Genomic DNA, 18,917 nt, shown 5'->3' on the forward strand with positions numbered 1-18,917 from the left:
CCCCTCCGCCCGCCGGACGCGACCTCCACGGCGCGGCCGGGAAAGCCGGACGGGAGGACCGTTCCACATGCGGGTCGGGGCACCGGGCCGGGGCCGGTATCCAGTGGCTACTATCGCGGGGTGACGGACGACTTCCACGCTCACGCCGGTGGTTCCCCGGACCCCGGCTCCTCCACCGGCCGCTCCCACGCCCACAGCCACGCCGTCGACGCCTTCATCGCGGCGGCCAACACGGCCGACCCGGAGCAGCGGGCCACACTGCTGAGCCGTGCCCTCGCCGCCGACGTCGTCTTCTGGGGGCCGCTCGGCCGCGGCGTCGGCCGCAAGGCCGTCGAGGACTTCATCACCGAGGTGGTGCAGGGCCACCCGACGGGCCTGACCCGGATGGTGCGCACGACCCGGGTGGATGCGCCGGACGAGTGGGCACGCTTCGGCTGGCGCTACGAGGACGCCAACGGCCGCGGCCTGCTGTCGGGGACGGACGTGGTGCACGTCACTCCCCGGGGCGACATCGACGAGATCGTGGTCTTCGCCGGTCCGCTGGAGTGAGGCCGCGGGACTGAAGCCGGGTGGCTGAGGTCGGGTGACTGAAGCCAGGCGGCTGAGGCTGGGTGTTTGAGGCGGCGTGGTTGAGGCCGGGTGGCCAAGGCCGGGCCGCCGGCCGGGGGGCGACGCGCACGGCGCGTTTAGCGGGCGGTCCGGCGGTTAGGGGGACGCCTGTTCCACCGCCCGGCGAAGATCTGGAGCTTCGGTGCGTTCCGGTCTGTCAGTAGATCAGTTGGCGAACCACGCCATAGGGTGATGCGTCAACCATTACGCTCCGGTAGCCCCCTATCACTCAGACAGCGGAGAGTCTCGTGGCCATCGATCTTGTCACCCGTCGCGAGTGGGGCGCCCGCTCGCCGCGCGGCGCCTACGGGCGCCTCACCTCCACCAGAGGGGTGAAGGTCCACTACACCGGCGGTCAGGTCAGCCCCGACATCGTGAACGACCACGACAAGTGCGTGGCCCTGGTGAGATCGATCCAGAACCACCACATGGACGGCAACGGGTGGATGGACGTCGGCTACTCCATGCTGGTCTGTCCGCACCGGAAGGTCTTCGAGGGCCGCGGTCCCAACCGCGTCCCGGCGGCCAACGGGTCCGGGCTCAACAGTGCCCACTACGCGGTGCTGGGCCTCGTCGGCTCGTCCGGCCTGACCCAACCGAACGACGACCTCCTGCACGGCATCCTGGACGCCGTCGAATACCTCCGGGACAAGGGCGGCGCGGGCAGGGAGATCAAGGGCCACCGCGACGGTTACTCCACCAGCTGCCCCGGCGAGGCCCTGTACGCGTGGGTGAGGCGGGGTGCCCCCCGTCCCGGCGGCGGAGGCGGACCCGCCGACCCGCCCCCGGCCTTCCCCGGCCGCACGCTGGCGTACCCGCCGCTCATGAGCGGCGAGGACGTCCGCACCTGGCAGCGGCGGATGCGCGAGCGCGGCTGGAACATCGACGTCGACGGCCTCTACGGCCCCGGTTCCCGCGAGGTCTGCCGCACCTTCCAGCGGGAGAAGGGCCTGCCCGTGACCGGCGCCGTCGACCGCGCCACCTGGAACGCCGCCTGGGAGGCGCCGGTCACCTGACCGGCTCGCCGTCCTCGTCCTCCGGGCCGGCGGGGCCGGCCACCGGGCAGGCCGGCGACGGCCGTCGTGCGTCCGCGGGGTCTCGTCGTGCGTCCGCGTGCCTCCACGGGGCCTCCGACGCGGGGTGCGGCCCCTACCGGCCCCCCTGTTCACCCCTCGATCGACCACTGAACGGGACCCGGGCCGGGCTCACCCGGCGGTGGCGCCTAGTATCCGGTGCATGACGGTGCCGCCTGAGGAACCTCGATCACTCCCTGAGTTCCCGCCGATCACCCGTGAACGGTGGCGGGAGCTGGCACTCGGGGTCCTGCGCAAGTCCGGAGTCGAGACCGGCTCCCCCGAGGAAGCCCTGGCTTCCACCACATACGACGGTGTGACGATCGCTCCGCTCTACGACGCGTCGGACCTGCCCGGAGATCCGGGTCTTCCCGGGGCGGCTCCCTTCGTCCGGGGCTCCCGCCCCCGGGGCGGGAGCTGGGACGTCCGGCAGCGCCACGAGGCGCCCGACCCCGAGGCGGTTCTCACCGACCTGGAGAACGGCGTCACCTCCCTGTGGCTGCCCCTGGAGCCCGAGGACCTGCCCCGCGTCCTGGAACGGGTCCACCTGGAGCTGATCTCGGTCGCGCTGGACGCCGGCGGGCGGACCCGCGAGGCGGCCGGGACGCTGTTCGCGCTGGCCGCCGCCAGGGGTGTCACGGCGCTCACCGGCACCCTGGGCGCCGACGCGCTCGGCGACCCCGCGACGGCGGCCGAGCTGGCCCGGCGCTGCGCCGGGGAGTTCCCCGGGCTGCGGGCGGTCGTCGTCGACGCCACCCCCTACCATGACGCCGGCGGCGCCGACGCCGAGGAGCTCGGCTGCTCCCTGGCAGTGGGGGTCGCCGCCCTGCGGGTCCTGACCGGCGCCGGCCTGACCACGGCGGAGGCGTTCGGGCAGCTGGAGTTCCGCTACGCGGCGACCGCCGACCAGTTCCTGACCATCGCCAAGCTCCGCGCCGCCCGCAGGCTCTGGGCACGCGTCGCCGAGGTGTGCGGGGTGGGCGAGGCGCCCGGCGTGGGGCAGCGGCAGCACGCGGTGACCTCCTCGGCCATGATGACCGCCCGTGACCCGTGGGTGAACATGCTCCGCACCACGCTCGCCTGCTTCGCCGCCGGGACGGGCGGGGCCGACGCGGTCACCGTGCAGCCCTTCGACACCCGGCTCGGGCTGCCGGACGCCTTCGCCCGCCGCATCGCGCGCAACACCCACGCGTTGCTCGTCGAGGAGGCGGGCGTCGCCCGGGTGATCGACCCGGCCGGCGGTTCCTGGTACGTCGAGCGGCTCACCGAGGAGCTGGCGGCCAAGGCGTGGGAGTGGTTCCAGGAGATCGAACGCGCCGGGGGCATGACCGCCGCCCCGGCCGCCGGGCTCGTCGCCGGCCGGATCGCCGCGACCTGGGAGCGGCGCTCGGCCGCCATCGCCCGGCGACGTGACCCGATCACCGGGGTCAGCGAGTTCCCGAACCTCGACGAGAGGCCGCTCACCCGCCGGCCCCGCCCCGGCGGCGAGGGCGAGGGGAGCCTCCGCGCCGGGGACGTCCGCAGCGGGGCCGGGCAGGACCGGGACGTCCGCAGCGGCGCCGGGGGCGTCCACTACGCGCAGGACTTCGAGGCGCTGCGCGACCTGGCCGACGCGCAGGAACGCCGGCCGTCGGTCTTCCTGGCGACCATCGGCCCGGCCGCCGCGCACACCGCCAGGGCGTCGTTCGCCGCCAACCTGTTCCAGGCGGGCGGCATCGCCACCGTGTCGAGCGGGGCGTCGGGCGGGGCGTCCGGCGGGGCCGCCGTCGATCCAGCCGGGATCTCCGCCGCGTTCGCCGCCGCCGGCACGCCGGTCGCGTGCCTGTGCTCCAGCGACCGGTTCTACGGCGAGCACGCCGAGGCGGTGGCCGCCGCGCTGAGGAAGGCGGGGGCGAGAAAGATCTGGCTGGCGGGGAAGGGAGAGTTCGAAGGCGTGGACGCCAACCTCTACGCCGGGTGCGACGCGCTCGACGTGCTCCGGACGACCTTCGACGACCTGGGGGTGACCCGATGATTCCCGACTTCTCCGAGATCGCACTCGGTCCCCGCCCCGGCACCCCGGCGGCGGGGGGGCGGGACCTGGGGGAGTGGACGCGCGCCGTCCGCGAGGCCACCGGGAACGACCCCGCGGAGCTGGTGTGGGAGACGCCCGAGGGGATCGCGGTCAAACCGCTGTACACCTCCGCCGACCTCGACGGGCTCGGCTTCCTGTCGACCTACCCGGGAGCCGCGCCGTTCCTGCGCGGGCCGTACCCGACGATGTACGTCAACCAGCCGTGGACCATCCGGCAGTACGCCGGGTTCTCCACGGCGGAGGAGTCCAACGCCTTCTACCGGCGCAACCTGGCCGCGGGACAGAAGGGCCTGTCGGTCGCCTTCGACCTGGCCACCCACCGCGGCTACGACTCCGACCACCCGCGCGTGGCCGGCGACGTCGGCATGGCGGGTGTGGCGATCGACTCGATCTATGACATGCGGCAGCTGTTCGACGGGATCCCCCTCGACCGGATGAGCGTGTCGATGACCATGAACGGCGCGGTGCTGCCGGTGCTGGCGCTCTACGTCGTGGCCGCCGAGGAGCAGGGGGTGGCGCCCGAACAGCTGGCCGGGACCATCCAGAACGACATCCTCAAGGAGTTCATGGTCCGCAACACCTACATCTACCCGCCGGGGCCGTCGATGCGGATCATCTCCGACATCTTCGCCTACACCAGCGAGAAGATGCCGAAGTTCAACTCGATCTCGATCTCCGGCTACCACATCCAGGAAGCCGGGGCCACCTGCGACCTGGAGCTCGCCTACACCCTGGCCGACGGGGTGGAATACCTGCGGGCCGGCGTCGGAGCGGGCCTGGACGTCGACCGGTTCGCGCCGCGCCTGTCGTTCTTCTGGTGTATCGGCATGAACTTCTTCATGGAGGTCGCCAAGCTCCGCGCCGCCCGGTTGCTCTGGGCCCGGCTGGTCTCCGGGTTCGGGGCCGAGAACCCGAAGTCGCTCAGCCTGCGGACCCACTCGCAGACCTCCGGCTGGTCGCTGACCGCCCAGGACGTCTTCAACAACGTGGTGCGCACCTGCGTCGAGGCGATGGCCGCCACCCAGGGGCACACCCAGTCGCTGCACACCAACGCCCTGGACGAGGCGCTGGCCCTGCCCACCGACTTCTCCGCGCGGATCGCCCGCAACACCCAGCTGCTGCTCCAGCAGGAGTCCGGCACCTGCCGGGTCATCGACCCCTGGGGCGGCTCCTACTATGTGGAGCGGCTCACCCACGAGCTGGCCGGGCGGGCGTGGGGGCACATCGAGGAGGTCGAGGCCGCCGGGGGCATGGCCAAGGCGATCGACGCGGGGCTGCCCAAGCTCCGCATCGAGGAGGCCGCCGCCCGCACCCAGGCGCGCATCGACTCCGGACGCCAGCCGGTCATCGGCGTCAACAAGTACCGGCCCGACGCCGACGAGCCGATCGAGGTGCTCAAGGTCGACAACACCGCCGTCCGCGCGCAGCAGCTCGACAAGCTCCGCCGCCTGCGCGCCGAGCGCGACCCCGAGCTGGTGACCCAGGCACTGGAGGCCCTGACCAAGGGGGCGGCGGGCGACGGCAACCTGCTGGCGCTGGCGATCGAGGCCGCCCGTGCCAAGGCCACGGTGGGGGAGATCTCCGACGCGCTGGAGCGGGTGTTCGGGCGGCACGCGGGTCAGATCCGTACGATCACCGGGGTGTACCGCGAGGAGGTCGGGTCCGGCGTGGAGGAGGTCCGCGCGGCGTGCGCCGAGTTCGAGCGGCTGGAGGGCCGCCGCCCCCGGATCCTGGTCGCCAAGATGGGGCAGGACGGGCACGACCGGGGCCAGAAGGTGATCGCCACCGCCTTCGCCGACCTGGGCTTCGACGTCGACGTCGGCCCGCTGTTCCAGACGCCGGAGGAGGTCGCCCGCCAGGCTGTGGAGGCGGACGTGCACGTGGTCGGCGTCTCCTCGCTGGCCGCCGGGCACCTGACGCTGGTGCCCGCGCTCCGCGAGGCGCTCGTGGAGCAGGACGCCGGTGACATCATGATCGTCGTCGGCGGCGTCATCCCGCCGGGGGACTTCGAGGCGTTGCGCGCCGCGGGTGCGAGCGCGATCTTCCCCCCGGGCACCGTGATCGCCGACGCCGCCCGTGGGCTGCTGGCGGACCTGCTCACCCGGCTGGGCCATGACGCGGACGCTTGACGACTACGTCCGGGGCGTGAAGGAGGGCTCCCGGGCGTGGGTCGCGCGGGCGATCACGCTGGTGGAGTCCTCCCGGCCCGACCACCGGGAGCTGGCCCGGCGGTTGCTGGCCGAACTCACCCCCTACACCGGAACCGCCCGCAGGGTCGGTGTCACCGGGGTGCCGGGCGTGGGAAAGTCGACGTTCATCGACGCGCTCGGCGTGCGGCTGACCGGCGAGGGGCACCGGGTGGCGGTGCTCGCCGTCGACCCGTCCTCCACCCGCACCGGCGGCAGCATCCTGGGCGACAAGACCAGGATGGCCCGCCTGGCGGTCGATCCGGGCGCCTTCATCCGGCCCTCGCCCACCTCGGGCACGCTGGGCGGCGTCACCAGGGCGACCCGCGAGGCGATGGTCGTGGTCGAGGCGGCGGGGTACGACGTGGTGCTGGTGGAGACCGTCGGGGTGGGCCAGTCCGAGACGGCCGTCGCCGACATGGTCGACACCTTCCTGCTGCTCACCTTGGCCAGGACCGGCGACCAGCTCCAGGGCATCAAGAAGGGCGTGCTGGAGCTGGCCGACGTGATCGCGATCAACAAGGCCGACGGGGCGGAGGGCAGCACCCACGAGCTGGACGCCCGCAGGGCCGCCCGGGAGCTCGCCGGGGCGCTCCGCCTGCTGGGCGCCGAGCGCACTCCGCCGGTGCTGACCTGCAGCGGGATGACCGGGAAGGGTCTTGAGGAGCTCTGGCGGCAGATCGTCTGCCACCGTGACACCCTGGAGGCTTCCGGTGAGCTCGCCGAGCGGCGCCGCCTCCAGCAGGTCCGCTGGACCTGGGAGATGATCACCGATCGGTTGCTGGTGCGCTTCCGCGGTCATCCCGGGGTCGCCGCGATCACCGCCGAGGTGGAACGCCAGGTTCGGGAGGGGACCCTCCCCCCGTCCCTCGCGGCCGAGCGACTGCTGGACGCCTTCACCCGCTGAGCGCCGCCCTGCCCGCCTTTCCCGCCTTCCCGCCTTCCCGCCGTTCGCCTCCTCGTCCCCTCCTCGACCGCCGGCGGCCCGTCCCGCCCCCGCCGGTTCCCGCGCTGGTCGCCCGCGGGCCGCGGGCCGCGTGGCGCGCTGGTGTGCCACGCCCCGGCGTTCCCGGGCGGCGGGCCGGTGCGCGCCTATCCTTGCCGGGACGCACCGGCCATGTCATCCGAGGTGAGGAGCGGTCATGAGGTACAAGCGGGTCGTCATCAAGCTCAGCGGGCGGGCGATCGCGGGGGAGGACGACTACGGGTTCAGCGCGGCGGCCCTCGCGCATCTGGCGGCCGAGGTGGTCGGGGTCCGCAGGATGGGGGTGGAGATCGCCGTGGTGGTCGGCGGCGGCAACGTGTTCCGGGGGGACAGATCCGGCGCCTGGGGCATCGACCGGGTCGAGGCGGACAACATCGGGATGATGGCCACCGTGATCAACAGCCTGCTCCTGCGAGGGAAGCTCAACGCCCTGGGGGAGGAGGACGTGCGGGTGATGACCGCCGTGCCCATCGACACGGTCGCCGAGCCCTTCATCCGGCTGCGCGCGGTCCATCACCTGGAGAAGGGGGCGATGCTCATCCTCTCGGGCGGCATCGGGCAGCCGTTCCTGACGACCGACTACCCCAGCGTCCAGCGCGCGCTCGAACTCGGCGCCGACGGGTTGCTGGTCGCCAAGCACGGGGTCGACGGCGTCTACGACGGAGACCCCCGGGTCGACCCCGCCGCGCGCCGGTTCGAGAGGCTCACCTACGACGACGTGCTCCACCGCCGGCTCCGGGTGATGGACCAGTCGGCCTTCATCCTGGCCAGGGACCACGGGATGCCGTTGCACGTCCTCGACATCGAACGGCCGGGGCTCATGGCGGCGATCTGCCGGGGGGAGCATCACGGCACCGTCATCGGCGGGGACGTCAAGGAGTCGGTCTACGTCTGAGGGCACGGCATCCGGCGGCGATGGACACTCGTGAGGTTTTCCTCACTCACCGTCACGACGACTGGCGCGGTCAAACCATGTCATGATTCCGTGTGGCATTTTTCGGATTAATGATACCTTTCGTCCGATTAGCGGAAAATAATGTTTGATGCGACCTTGATCGCCCCTAGTCGATCATGTGATAATTCACGCCGAGAGTTACGAATGCCGCAATAAACATCTTTTACTGGTGTGCTGCGCGAAAAGTGCGTGGTGAGGTGCGGGAAGGCGGGCGACGCCCGGCCGGGGGCTTTTCCCGCGGGGAAACGTCCACCACCCGGTGGCCCGTCTCCGGGCCGCGCCGCACCGTCCGCGTGCCCCGTGACGCGCGGCCGCCACGCTGCGCGCGTTCACCGGACGCTAGGTGGGAGAGCAGGCCGATGTCGATCGACGCGGGCACCCGGGTGTCCCGGCGGGCCGGAACCGTTCCGATGCACCGGGCCCTGCCAGGGCTGCTGCGCGAACCGGCGGAGGCGCTCGCCGGGTTCGCACAGCGGAGCGGCGGGGAGATCGTCCGGCTGGGCCTCGGCCCGTTCCGCCCCTACCTGGTGACCCATCCCGACCACGTCCAGCAGGTGATGCGCCTGGAGTGGGAGAACTACCAGCGCGTGGGGATGTTCTGGCGCCCCCTGGAGCGGCTCTTCGGGCACAGCATCATGAGCGACGGCGCGCACTGGCGCGCCAGCCGCGACATCCTGCAACCGCTGTTCACCGTGCGGTACATCGCCACGATCGCCGAGGAGGTGGCCGATCGCGTCGCGGACCGCATCCAGGAGTGGGACGAACACGTCCGGACGGGGCGGAGCCTCGACACCACCGCGGAGATGTCCGGTCTCCTCAGCCACATCGTCAACCGGGTGCTGTTCGGCGACAAGCTGGGCCGCGAGGACGGGGAACGCATCATCCCCGCCTTCGACACGGTCTCCCACTCGCTCGTCTCCCGCTTCCTCATGCCGTTCATGCCCTACGCCATCCGGCTGCCCGGCGACCGGGCCTGCCTGCGGGGCGTCAAGCAGATCGACGACGTGGTGTTCCCGGTGGTGCGCAAGGCGATGGCCGAGCCCGACGACGGCCTGGACGTCATCTCCATGCTCTGCCGCTCCACCGACGAGAACGGCGACAGGCTCACCGACCGGCAGATCCGCGACGCCCTGGTCGGCGTGTACGCCGCCTCGTCGGAGACCACCGCGATGGTCGTCACCTGGCTGTGGCTGCTGCTGGAGGAGCACCCGGACGTCGCGGCACGCCTCCAGGCGGAGATCGAGGAGGTGGTCGGCGACGGCCCGGCCCGGCCCGAGCACGTTCCCCGGCTCCGCTACACCCGCATGGTCCTGCTGGAGACCATGCGCCTGTACCCGGCCGGCTGGCTGCTGCCCCGGCACGTCATGCAGGACGCGGAGATCGGCGGTGTGCGGGTGCGGAAGGGCTCGACCGTGCTGATCTGCCCTTACGCCACCCAGCGGCTGGAGGAGTTCTGGGAGCGCCCGCGCGAGTTCGACCCCGAGCGGTTCGCGCCGGAGAACGGGGAGCGCAGGCACCGGTACGCCTACTTCCCCTTCGGCGGCGGCCCGCACAAATGCCTGGGCGAGCACCTGTTCCATGTCGAGACGCCGCTCGTGGTGGCGTCCATCCTCAGCCGCTTCCGCCTGTCGGTGCGGACCCCGGGGCCGTTCAGCACCTCGTGGGCCGCCTCGCTGCGTCCCAGGCAGCGGGTCGAGCTGGGCCTGTCCTTCGCCGGCCGCGACCGGAGCGGGGCTTGCCGATGACGACCCGGCCCCTTCCCGGCGGCCGGCCGACGGCCGCGGAGTGCGGGGCGATCTGCGCCGGAGCCGGGCGGGCCCAGCGGGACATGCGCGAATGGGCGGAGACCTACCCCGGCCTCTTCTCGGCCCGCCCCTTCGACGCCGCCCTGTACAGCACGCTCTCACTCGCCATGGCGTTCAGCGGACCCTGGTTCACCGCCGGGCAACTGCGGATGGCGAACAAGACCTCCCTCTGGGCGTTCGGACTGGACTGGCTCGTCGACTACGCCGCCACCTCGCGGCAGGAGGTCGGCGACATCGCCCGGCGATGCCTGGAGGTGGCCGCGGGCGGCCCGCCGTCACCCGGCGACGACCTCACCCGCATGCTCGCCGACATCCGGGACGAGCTCTCCTGCTCACCCGCGTTCCCCGAACTCGGCCCGGTCTGGCGCGACGAGCTGCGGCGCATGCTGGACGGGATGCTCGTGGAGTGGGACTGGAGGAGCGAGAAGGCCGCGCCGACGTTCGAGGAGTACCTCGGCAACGCCGACAACCTCGGTTTCTCCTTCGCGTTCACCGCCCACTGGATCCACGTCACGGGCCATGGCCCGGTGACGGACGTCGAACGGATGCGTGAGGCGGGCCGGGCCGTGCAACGGGTCATCCGCCTCCTCAACGACCTGGGCACCTACGAGCGGGACGTCGTCTGGGGAGACCTCAACGTGCTCCTGCTCGGCGACGACCGCGCCGCGGTCGAGCGGCGGATAACCGAGCTGACGGCCCACGCCCGGGGACTGCTCGCCTCGCTGGACACCCATCCGGAACTGGCCGGTTACATGGAACGGCAGATGGACTTCTGCGCCGGGTTCTACCGGGTCGGTGACTACTGGGGGACGCTGTGAGGCCCGGCCTCCCGGCCGCCCGGCCGGCGTCCGGAGTCCCGGCGGACATCGACGTGGCCGACGCGGCACGGGAACTGGTCGCCGGGCTGTCGGCCACGCCGTGGGGCCGGGTGTCCGCCTCCCCCTACGAGACCGGCCGGGTGGTGAGCCTGGCGCCGTGGCTGGACGGTCACGCCGAGCGGGTCGACTTCCTGCTCACCACCCAGCGAGCGGACGGCTGCTGGGGTCCCCCCGAGGGCTACGGTCTCGTCCCGACCCTGAGCGCCGTCGAGGCGCTCCTGGCCGAGCGCCGGCGGGAGCACCCCTGCGTCGATCCCGATCTCCTGGCCAAGGTCGCCGGCCGCGGACTGGAGGTCGTGCGGGGCTGGTCGCTCGAGGGCGTGGGAGCCTGCCTGCCGGACATGCCGGCGATCGAACTGATCGTGCCGTCCCTGCTCTCTCTGATCGACGGCCACCTCGGCGGGGAACCGCCGGGCACGGTCGGCGGACTCCCCGGCGCTCCGGGGCCGTTGCCGGGTGTCGGCGGCGCCAAGCTGGCGAAGGTCAGGGAGCGGCTGGCGTCGGGTGCGCCGGTGCCCCAGAAACTGGTTCACGCGCTGGAGGTCGCGGACGGGGAGACGGTGGCCGCCGCCGGAGTCGTCCCCACACCGATGCCAGGCCGGATGGCGGCCGTCGGGGCCTCCCCCGGGGCGAGCGCCGCCTGGCTGGCCGCGCTGGGAGAGAGCGCGGTGCGGGGTGAGGATGCCTCTGACGGCTCGGCGGGGCCCGCCGGGGCGGGAGCGGCCGTGCGACGGTATCTGGAGGCGGTCGTATCCGCCTTCGGCGGGCCGGTGCCGTGCGCCGTCCCCATCACGGTGTTCGAGCGCGGCTGGGTGCTGAGCTGGCTGCTGCGCGCCGGAGTTCCGCTGGAGGTGCCGGCCGGACTGGTGACCGGCCTGCGTGAGGCGCTCGGTCCCGAGGGCACTCCCACCGGCCCCGGGCTGCCGCCGGACGCCGACACCACGTCCGTCGCCCTCCACGCGCTGGCGCTGCTGGGCGACCCCGTCGAGCCGTCCGGGCTGTGGCCCTACGAGACCGGTACCCACTTCTGCACCTGGCAGGGGGAGGAAGGCGCGTCCCCGACGGTCAACGCGCACGTGCTCGACGCCGTCGGAGAGTATCTGCGCCGCGGCGGGAACCCCGCTCCCCGCTACGCCGCCGTCGTGCCCAGGCTCTCCGCGTGGCTGCGCGCGCGGCAGGCCGCCGACGGAAGCTGGCTGGACCGCTGGCACGCCTCGCCGTACTACGCGACGGCGTGCTGCGCGCTCGCGCTGGAGGACTTCGGCGGTGCCGAGTCGAGGGCCGCGGTGCGCGGGGCCGCCCGCTGGGTGCTCGGCAGCCAGCGGGCGGACGGGTCGTGGGGGCGGTGGGAGGGAACGGCGGAGGAGACCGCGTACGCGTTGCAGACGCTGCTGCTGGCCGGTGACTCGCTGGGTGAGGAGCGGCGCGCGGCGGCCGTGCGCCGCGGACACCGCTATCTCCTGGGGGCCGTCACCGAGGACGGCGGCCCCGTCGACGCCCCGCCGCTCTGGCACGACAAGGACCTCTACTGCCCGGAGACCGTCGTGCGGGCGGTCGTGCTGGGTGCCCTCCACCTCGCACGGCGGTATCCGCTCACCGAGTCCGCCGCGTCCGTGTCGTCGCCCGGTGGGTGCCCGCCTGCCACCCGACCATGACGGAGAGTCGCTAGAAACGTTCCAAAAATGTCCAAAAAAGGACATAGGTACTATGTAACCAATGTCGCCTTGAGCCTATTTGTGGACATTGCTAAGGTTCACCGGGTGTGATGCGGGATGCCGCCGCCCAATGCGATGGGGCGTTGAGTCATTCGTATGTTGGTCGCCGTTAAGCGCGTCCCGCGTTTATTTTACTTTCGTCAGGATGGATGCTATGCGCGCGCGCAACGAGCGATTGCGGGCCAAGGTGACGGCACTGCTGGTGTCGTTGATCGCGCTCTGGGCGTTCACCGCATGGGTTACGGTCCGTGACGGTCTGAACATGCTGGGCGTGACGACCCTCAACGCCAATGTGGCCGACCCGAGCGAGCGGCTCATCGTCGAGTTGCAGGCCGAACGCCGGCTCAGCATGATCGCGCTGGGCAGACCGGGAACGGAGCGCCGGCGGCACGAGGCGCTGGCCGCCCAGCGCAAGCGCACCGACGAGAGCGGCGCGGACTTCCGGGAGCTCACCGCCGGCAGCGGCGTGGAACTGCTGGGAAGCGCGCCGCTGAAGCGCCGCATCGCGGAGACCGTCCGGCTGCTGGACTCGCTGGCCGCCACGCGCAAGGCGATCGACAGCGGACAGGCGGAGCGGGCCCAGGCCGCCACGGCGTTCACCGAGATCCTCGGCGCCGTCTTCCGCGTCTACGACTCGATGGCCACCCTGGACGACGAGGAGATCGCCAAGGACACCCGGACGCTCATCACGATGAACCGGGCCCGCGACCTGTTGTCGCAGGAGGACGCGCTGGTGATCGGTGCCCTGACGGCGGGCCGGCTGACCGCCGGTGAGCGTGTCCAGCTCGCGGAGATCAGCGGCACTCGGCGGTTCCTGCTCGACCAGGCGGTGTTGGACCTGCCCGCCGCCGACCGGGACGCCTACCGGAAACTGGCCGGCACCGAGCAGTTCACCCAGCTGCACGCCATGGAGTCGCTACTGATCGACGACGCGAACGCGGTGCTGACCGGCCTGGTCGACGCCCGGCGCTGGAGCGCCGCCGCGCAACCGGCGCATGCCGAGCTGGCGAAGGTCGTGCTCACCGCCGGCAGCGGCGTGGTCGAGCGGTCCGGCCCGGTGGCCACCGGCGTCATCGTGCGGCTCGCCCTCGCCGGTGGCCTGGGCCTGCTGGCCGTCATCGCCTCCGTCGTCCTGTCCATCACCACGGCCCGAGCACTGGTCCGGCAGCTGGAGAAGCTCCGCGTGGCGGCCTGGGAGCTGGCCAACGAACGGCTGCCCTCGGTGGTCGAGCGGATCGGTCACGGGGAGACGGTCGACGTCGCCGCGGAGGCGCCGCCGCTCAAGTTCGGCGACGACCAGATCGGCCAGGTCGGCCAGGCGTTCAACGCCGTGCAGCGGACCGCCGTCAAGGTCGCGGCGGAGCAGGCCCAGCTGCGGCGCGACATCGCCGACATCCTGCGCAACCTGGCCCGTCGCACCCAGTCGCTCGTGCACCGCCAGCTGAGCGTGCTCGACGTCATGGAGCGGCGCGAGAACGATCCGCAGGAGCTGCGCGACCTGTTCCGGCTCGACCACCTGGCCACCCGCATGCGCCGCTACGCGGAGAACCTGCTCGTGCTGTCCGGCGCGTCACCGGGCCGCACCTGGCGCGAGGCCGTCCCGATGATCGACGTGGTCCGCGGCTCCCTCGCCGAGATCGAGGACTACACCCGCATCGACGTGATGCCGCTGGGAGACGTCTCGCTGGACGGCCGGGCGGTCAGCGACGTCATCCACCTGATCGCCGAGCTGGTCGAGAACGCCGCGTCCTTCTCACCCCCCTACACCACGGTGCAGGTCAGCGGTCGCACGGTGGCCCACGGCTACGCACTGGAGATCGAGGACCGGGGCCTGGGCATGAGCGCGGCGGACATCGCCGCGACCAACGAGCGGATCGCCGACCCGCCCGAGCTGAAACTGTCCGGCAACGCCCGCCTCGGCCTGTACGTCGTCAGCCGCCTGGCCGAGCGGCACGACATCCGGGTGACCTTCAAGGCGTCCCCGTACGGCGGCACGACCGTCGTCGTCCTCATCCCGAAGGAACTGGTCACCGAAGAGGAGGAGGGCGGCCACCACGCCGGGGTCGGCGTGCCGCAGGCCCGCACGGCGGGCGCCGGAGAGATGAACGGCACCACGGCCGCGGTCGCCGCCGTGCGCAACCGGGTCGGTGAGCCGTCGGCGTTCACCGACACGATCGCCCCGGCCGAGGAGAACGGCGTGGAGGAGCCGGACACCGGGTACTCCGACGGCGCCGGGTACTCCGGAGGTCCGGGCCGCGCCGCGTCCCCCGGCCGGACCGGCGGCCCCTCGAAGAAACCGGCGCGAGCGGTGAACGGGACGACGATTCCCCCCGTGCTGCCTCCCCCCGACAGCACGCACACCCCCGGCGGCCTGCCGCGGCGGGTCCCGCAGACCCACCTGGCCGCCCCCCTGCAGGAGGCCGACCCCGCCCCCGTGCCGCCCCCGCCGGCCGACGACGACGAGCGCTCGCCGGAGCAGGTCCGCGCCGCCATGGCGTCCTTCCAGAGCGGCACGCGCCGAGGCCGCGACGACGCGGCGCGGTTGCTGACCGGAGGCGCCACCGCGGACGAGGACGGACCCGCCGTGTGACCACAGTGACGATCGCGATTCGCGCGTGCCGACCGCCGGCGCCGACGATCCGCCAGACTCCGCCGCCGGACGTCTGCGGGTAAAGGAGGACAACGAGTGGTGCAGGGAACAGGATCTTTCACCGACCTGGCCTGGTTGCTGGACGACCTGGTCAAGCGCGTGGACGACGCTCATCACGGGGTCGTCTTCTCCACCGACGGCCTGTTGCTGGCCGCGTCGGCGGACTTCTCCCCGGCCGACGCCGAGCACCTGGCCGCCGTGGGATCGGCGGTCCAGAGCCTGGGACGCGGGGTCAGCGAGCGTGTCGGCGGCGGTCCCGTGCGCCAGACCATCATCGAGATGCGGGCGGCCTACCTGATCGTCACCGCCGCCGGGCAGAACGCCTGCCTGGCGGTGCTCTGCGGCACCGAGGCCGACGTGGGCCTGGTGGCCTACGAGATGGCCATGCTCGTCACCCGCGTCGGCCAGTACCTCACCGCGCCGACCCGGACGGCCGAGTCCTCCCTCGGGGACGACGCCACGCGATGAGCCGGTCCGAGGAGCAGCCAGAGGCGCAGTGGGTCGGGGACGAGGCGGGACCGATCGTCCGGCCGTACATCCTCACGCGGGGCAGGACCGAACCGAGCCTCGGCAGGTTCGACCTCATCACCCTCGCGGTCGCCATCCGTCCCGTCTCGCCCCGTGAACCCGGCATGGACCCGGAGTGTCTCGCCATCGTCCGGTTCTGCCGCCAGGCCCAGTCCGTCGCGGAGATCGCCGCCCACCTCAACCTTCCCGCGGGCACCGTCCGTGTCCTGCTCGGCGACCTGCTCGACCAGGGGTACATCGCACTGCAAGAACCTCACTCGGAGACGGACATGCATGATGAGAGGCTGTACAGGGCGGTGCTGGATGGACTCCGTGCGCTCTGACCGTGACCCGGACCCGGTGCGCTCCGGCCGCGACGCCGGGCGGGTGAAACTCCCCACGGCGGTCAAGATCCTGGTCGCCGGCGGGTTCGGGGCGGGGAAGACCACACTGGTCGGCGCGGTCTCCGAGATCGAGCCGCTGCGCACCGAGGAGACCCTGAGCGACCGCGGCATCGGGGTCGACGACCTGTCCGGGGTGGAGACCAAGCAGACCACCACGGTCGCCATGGACTTCGGCCGCATCACCATCGGTGACGCCTACCGGCTCTACCTGTTCGGCACCCCGGGGCAGGAGCGCTTCTGGTTCCTCTGGGACGAGCTGGCCCTGGGTGCGCTGGGGGCGGTGGTCCTGGCCGACACCCGCAGGCTGGCCGACTGCTTCCCCTCCCTCGACTACTTCGAGCGGCGTGAGACGCCGTTCGTCGTCGCCGTCAACTGCTTCGAGGGGGCCCGCCGCTACGACCTCGACGAGGTCAGGCTCGGCCTGACCCTCCACCCGGACGTCCCGATCATCCTGTGCGACGCCCGGAAACGGGAGTCGGGCAAGGAGGTGCTGATCACCCTCGTGGAGCACGCGATGCGGATGCGCCTGGGTGCGGAACCGCCACGGGAGCCGGCCCCGGCCCGCTGACCCGGTGGCCGGGGCGCCGGGCCAGCGGGCCGGGGCCGCGCCTCTGCGGCCCGCCGGCGGGATGGGGCCGACGGCCGAGAAGCGGAACATGCGAGGCTGGTCGGCATGAAACGCCTCTCCGAAGTCGACCTGTCCGGGAAGCTCCCCAAGAAGGAGGCCGCCGAACGCCTCGACGCCGCGCTCGAACGCCTGCTCCGCCTGCGGCTCATCCTGGGCGGCCAGATCGGTGACAAGCGCATCGGCCCGCCGCTGTGCGTGGTCTTCGAGGGATGGGACGCCTCCGGCAAGGGAGGGGCCATCAAGCGCCTGGTGCGTCCGCTCGACCCACGCCACGTGCGCGTCGCCCAGTTCTCCGCGCCGACGTACGACGAGAAACGCCACCACTTCCTGTGGCGGTTCTGGCCGGCGCTGCCCGGCTGGGGCGGCATGGCCGTGTTCGACCGGTCCTGGTACGGGCGGGTGCTGGTGGAGCGGGTCGAGGGTTTCGCCACCCCGGAACAGTGGTCCCGCGCGTACGAGGAGATCGTGGAGTTCGAGCGGACCCTCGTCGCCGAGGGCATGATCATGGTCAAGTTCTGGCTGCACGTGTCCGACGCCGAGCAGCTGCGCCGTTTCCAGGACCGGGCCACCGACCCGCTGCGGACCTGGAAACTCACCGACGAGGACTGGCGCAACAGGGCCAAGCGTCCGGAGTACGAGGCCGCGGTGGAGGACATGCTCGCCCGCACCGACCATCCGAAGGCCCCGTGGCACGTGGTCCCCGGCGATGACAAGCGCCTGGCCCGGGTCATGGTGGTGGAGACGGTCTGCGCCGCCGTCGAGGCCGAGCTCACCGCCCGCGGCCACACGCTGGACGTCCCGTCCCCGCAGCTGGACGACTGAACCCGGCGCCGGCGCGCTCGCCGACCCGGCGGGGAGGCGGCGGCACGCGGGCCGGGGAGCCACTGGGAGGCGGCGGCGCGGGCCGGGGACCGGCGGGGAGGCGCGCCGCAGGGCCGGGCAGGCGACAGAATGAGGGGTTGTCCGTTCGCTCGTCTTTTCAGGAGGGTGCGCGCATGCGCTTGAGCTCGCGGCTGGGCAGGCTGGACCGGCGGCTGTTCGCCATGGTGGCGGGCGCGAGGCTGCGCGGTCTCGAACGGGTCGTGCCCGCGCTCTCGCGTGCGGCCGACAACTCGCTCCTGTGGGCGGGGCTGGCCGGTGCGCTGGCGGTCAGCGGACGCCGGCCGCTGCGCCGCGCGGCGACCCGGAGCCTGCTCGCGGTCAGCCTGGCCAGCCCGCTGGTCAACCTGGTGGGCAAGCAGGCGTTCGGCCGGAACCGGCCGTCGGTGGACGGTCTGCCACTGCCCCGGCTGGTCAGGATGCCCACCTCGGCGTCGTTCCCCTCGGGCCACTCGGCGTCGGCCGCGGCCTTCGCCACCGCCGTGGCCCTGGAGGCGCCGCGCGCCGTCGCGACCCCGGTGGCGGTCCTCGCCGCGGCGGTCTGCTTCTCCCGGGTCTACACCGGGGTGCACTACCCGGGCGACGTGCTCGCCGGCGCCGGGATCGGCCTGGCCGCCGGGTTGCTCACCCGGCGCATCTGGCCCGACGCCTCCGAGGCCGGTCACGCCCGGGCGGCCGTCACGGCGCCGTCCGCGCGGCTCGACCCGGAGGGCGAGGGGACGGTCGCCGTGGTCGACAGCTCGGCGGGTGACGCCGCGTCGGTCGCCGGGACGCTCGGGGCCGCGCTGCCGGACGCCGAGATCGTCGAGGTGGAGCCGGGCGCCGACCTGGCGGACGCGGTGCGCCGGGCCGCCTCACGCGCCAAGGTGCTCGCCGTCGCCGGCGGGGACGACATGGTGAACTTCGCCGCCCAGGAGACGGCGGGCGGGGTCACCCCGCTGCTGGTCGTCCCGGCGGGCACCACCGGCCATTTCGCCCGCACGCTCGGCGTGGAGAGCGCGGAGGAGGCCGTGGCCGCCTACCGGGGCGGGGACGTCGTGGCCGTCGACGTCGCCGAGGTCGCCGGCCGGACCTTCGTCAACACTGCGAGTCTGGGCGTCTACCCGGAAGTGGTCAAGCGCCGGGAGCGCAGGCAGGGACGCATCGGCAAGTGGCCCGCGCTGTTCTGGGCCATGGCGGAGGTGCTCGGCCCGGGTGGCGCGCAGCCGGTCGCCCTCGTCGTGGACGGCGTACCCCGGCGGGTCTGGATGATCGTCGTCGGCAACTGCCGCTACGAGGCGCGGGGTGCCGCGCCGACCCGGCGCCAGCGGCTGGAGGACGGGCTGCTGGACATCCGCGTGCTCGCCGCGGCCGACCGGCTGCCCCGGCTGCGCGTCTTCCTCAGCCTGCTCGCCGGCCGGGTGAAGCTGTCGCGCCACTACCAGCAGTGGCAGGCCGACACGCTGCGGGTGTCGTCCCCGTCGGGCCGGCTGGCCCTGGCCCGCGACGGTGAGACGTTCGAGGTGAGCGGCGAGGCCGAGTTCACCAAGCGTCCCCGTTCGCTGCTCGTGATCCGGCCGGGCGGCTGAG

At 72.8% G+C, this 18,917-nt stretch carries 15 protein-coding genes; all 15 read left to right on the forward strand.

Translation table 11 applies throughout. From position 1 onward, the window contains the following. Positions 1–120: 120 nt before the first annotated feature. The 15 genes from F4562_RS29110 to F4562_RS29180 all read left to right on the forward strand — a co-directional run bounded on the left by F4562_RS29110 (position 121) and on the right by F4562_RS29180 (position 18,916). Positions 121–549, forward strand: a complete 429-nt coding sequence (locus F4562_RS29110) for a nuclear transport factor 2 family protein (protein ID WP_184548024.1) — start codon at positions 121–123, stop codon at positions 547–549. A 308-nt stretch (positions 550–857) separates the two neighbouring features. After that, complete coding sequence (locus F4562_RS36500) at positions 858–1,625, forward strand: peptidoglycan recognition protein family protein (protein ID WP_184548022.1); 768 nt, start codon at positions 858–860, stop codon at positions 1,623–1,625. A 220-nt stretch (positions 1,626–1,845) separates the two neighbouring features. After that, complete coding sequence (locus F4562_RS29120) at positions 1,846–3,696, forward strand: methylmalonyl-CoA mutase family protein (protein WP_184548020.1); 1,851 nt, start codon at positions 1,846–1,848, stop codon at positions 3,694–3,696. Further along, positions 3,693–5,885: a methylmalonyl-CoA mutase gene (gene scpA / locus F4562_RS29125; RefSeq protein WP_184548018.1), complete on the forward strand. Its 2,193-nt coding sequence runs from the start codon at positions 3,693–3,695 to the stop codon at positions 5,883–5,885. The genes F4562_RS29120 and scpA overlap by 4 nt, the downstream gene beginning before the upstream one ends. Next, entirely contained in the window at positions 5,869–6,849 is a 981-nt protein-coding gene (meaB, locus tag F4562_RS29130) for a methylmalonyl Co-A mutase-associated GTPase MeaB (protein ID WP_184548016.1), read from the forward strand. The genes scpA and meaB overlap by 17 nt, the downstream gene beginning before the upstream one ends. A 235-nt stretch (positions 6,850–7,084) precedes the next feature. After that, positions 7,085–7,822, forward strand: a complete 738-nt coding sequence (gene pyrH, locus F4562_RS29135; RefSeq protein WP_184548014.1) for a UMP kinase — start codon at positions 7,085–7,087, stop codon at positions 7,820–7,822. Positions 7,823–8,241: 419 nt separating this feature from the next. Then, the gene (locus tag F4562_RS29140; protein ID WP_184548012.1) at positions 8,242–9,627 is read left to right on the forward strand and encodes a cytochrome P450; all 1,386 of its coding nucleotides are present in this window, start codon (positions 8,242–8,244) and stop codon (positions 9,625–9,627) included. Then, a complete protein-coding gene (locus F4562_RS29145; RefSeq protein WP_184548104.1) occupies positions 9,624–10,505 on the forward strand; it encodes a terpene synthase family protein in 882 nt (293 codons plus the stop codon). The genes F4562_RS29140 and F4562_RS29145 overlap by 4 nt, the downstream gene beginning before the upstream one ends. Next, entirely contained in the window at positions 10,502–12,220 is a 1,719-nt protein-coding gene (locus tag F4562_RS29150; protein ID WP_184548010.1) for a prenyltransferase/squalene oxidase repeat-containing protein, read from the forward strand. The genes F4562_RS29145 and F4562_RS29150 overlap by 4 nt, the downstream gene beginning before the upstream one ends. Positions 12,221–12,425: 205 nt before the next feature. Beyond that, positions 12,426–14,870 carry a sensor histidine kinase gene (locus tag F4562_RS29155; RefSeq protein ID WP_246473592.1) on the forward strand — a complete coding sequence of 815 codons (2,445 nt, stop codon included), beginning with the start codon at positions 12,426–12,428 and terminating at the stop codon, positions 14,868–14,870. A gap of 96 nt (positions 14,871–14,966) precedes the next feature. Further along, positions 14,967–15,398, forward strand: coding sequence for a roadblock/LC7 domain-containing protein (locus F4562_RS29160; RefSeq protein WP_375782501.1), 432 nt, complete (start codon positions 14,967–14,969; stop codon positions 15,396–15,398). After that, positions 15,395–15,781 carry a DUF742 domain-containing protein gene (locus F4562_RS29165; protein ID WP_184548009.1) on the forward strand — a complete coding sequence of 129 codons (387 nt, stop codon included), beginning with the start codon at positions 15,395–15,397 and terminating at the stop codon, positions 15,779–15,781. Before F4562_RS29160 ends, F4562_RS29165 begins: the two co-directional genes overlap by 4 nt. Continuing rightward, positions 15,762–16,409 carry a GTP-binding protein gene (locus F4562_RS29170; protein WP_184548007.1) on the forward strand — a complete coding sequence of 216 codons (648 nt, stop codon included), beginning with the start codon at positions 15,762–15,764 and terminating at the stop codon, positions 16,407–16,409. Before F4562_RS29165 ends, F4562_RS29170 begins: the two co-directional genes overlap by 20 nt. A 105-nt stretch (positions 16,410–16,514) precedes the next feature. Continuing rightward, positions 16,515–17,291 carry a polyphosphate kinase 2 family protein gene (locus tag F4562_RS29175; protein WP_184548005.1) on the forward strand — a complete coding sequence of 259 codons (777 nt, stop codon included), beginning with the start codon at positions 16,515–16,517 and terminating at the stop codon, positions 17,289–17,291. Between the two features lie 173 nt (positions 17,292–17,464). Beyond that, on the forward strand, positions 17,465–18,916 hold the full coding sequence (locus F4562_RS29180; RefSeq protein ID WP_184548004.1) for a bifunctional phosphatase PAP2/diacylglycerol kinase family protein: 1,452 nt from the start codon (positions 17,465–17,467) through the stop codon (positions 18,914–18,916). Position 18,917: the final 1 nt, after the last annotated feature.

It is taken from the genome of Streptosporangium becharense (assembly GCF_014204985.1).
Classification (GTDB): domain Bacteria; phylum Actinomycetota; class Actinomycetes; order Streptosporangiales; family Streptosporangiaceae; genus Streptosporangium; species Streptosporangium becharense.

Coding starts and splice junctions, on each gene's coding strand:
- F4562_RS29120 (WP_184548020.1), top strand. CDS start 1,846: ATGACGGTGCCGCCTGAGGAACCTCGATCACTCCCTGAGTTCCCGCCG.
- F4562_RS29180 (WP_184548004.1), top strand. CDS start 17,465: ATGCGCTTGAGCTCGCGGCTGGGCAGGCTGGACCGGCGGCTGTTCGCC.
- F4562_RS29165 (WP_184548009.1), top strand. CDS start 15,395: ATGAGCCGGTCCGAGGAGCAGCCAGAGGCGCAGTGGGTCGGGGACGAG.
- meaB (WP_184548016.1), top strand. CDS start 5,869: ATGACGCGGACGCTTGACGACTACGTCCGGGGCGTGAAGGAGGGCTCC.
- F4562_RS29145 (WP_184548104.1), top strand. CDS start 9,624: ATGACGACCCGGCCCCTTCCCGGCGGCCGGCCGACGGCCGCGGAGTGC.
- scpA (WP_184548018.1), top strand. CDS start 3,693: ATGATTCCCGACTTCTCCGAGATCGCACTCGGTCCCCGCCCCGGCACC.
- pyrH (WP_184548014.1), top strand. CDS start 7,085: ATGAGGTACAAGCGGGTCGTCATCAAGCTCAGCGGGCGGGCGATCGCG.
- F4562_RS29140 (WP_184548012.1), top strand. CDS start 8,242: ATGTCGATCGACGCGGGCACCCGGGTGTCCCGGCGGGCCGGAACCGTT.
- F4562_RS29175 (WP_184548005.1), top strand. CDS start 16,515: ATGAAACGCCTCTCCGAAGTCGACCTGTCCGGGAAGCTCCCCAAGAAG.
- F4562_RS29155 (WP_246473592.1), top strand. CDS start 12,426: ATGGATGCTATGCGCGCGCGCAACGAGCGATTGCGGGCCAAGGTGACG.
- F4562_RS29170 (WP_184548007.1), top strand. CDS start 15,762: ATGGACTCCGTGCGCTCTGACCGTGACCCGGACCCGGTGCGCTCCGGC.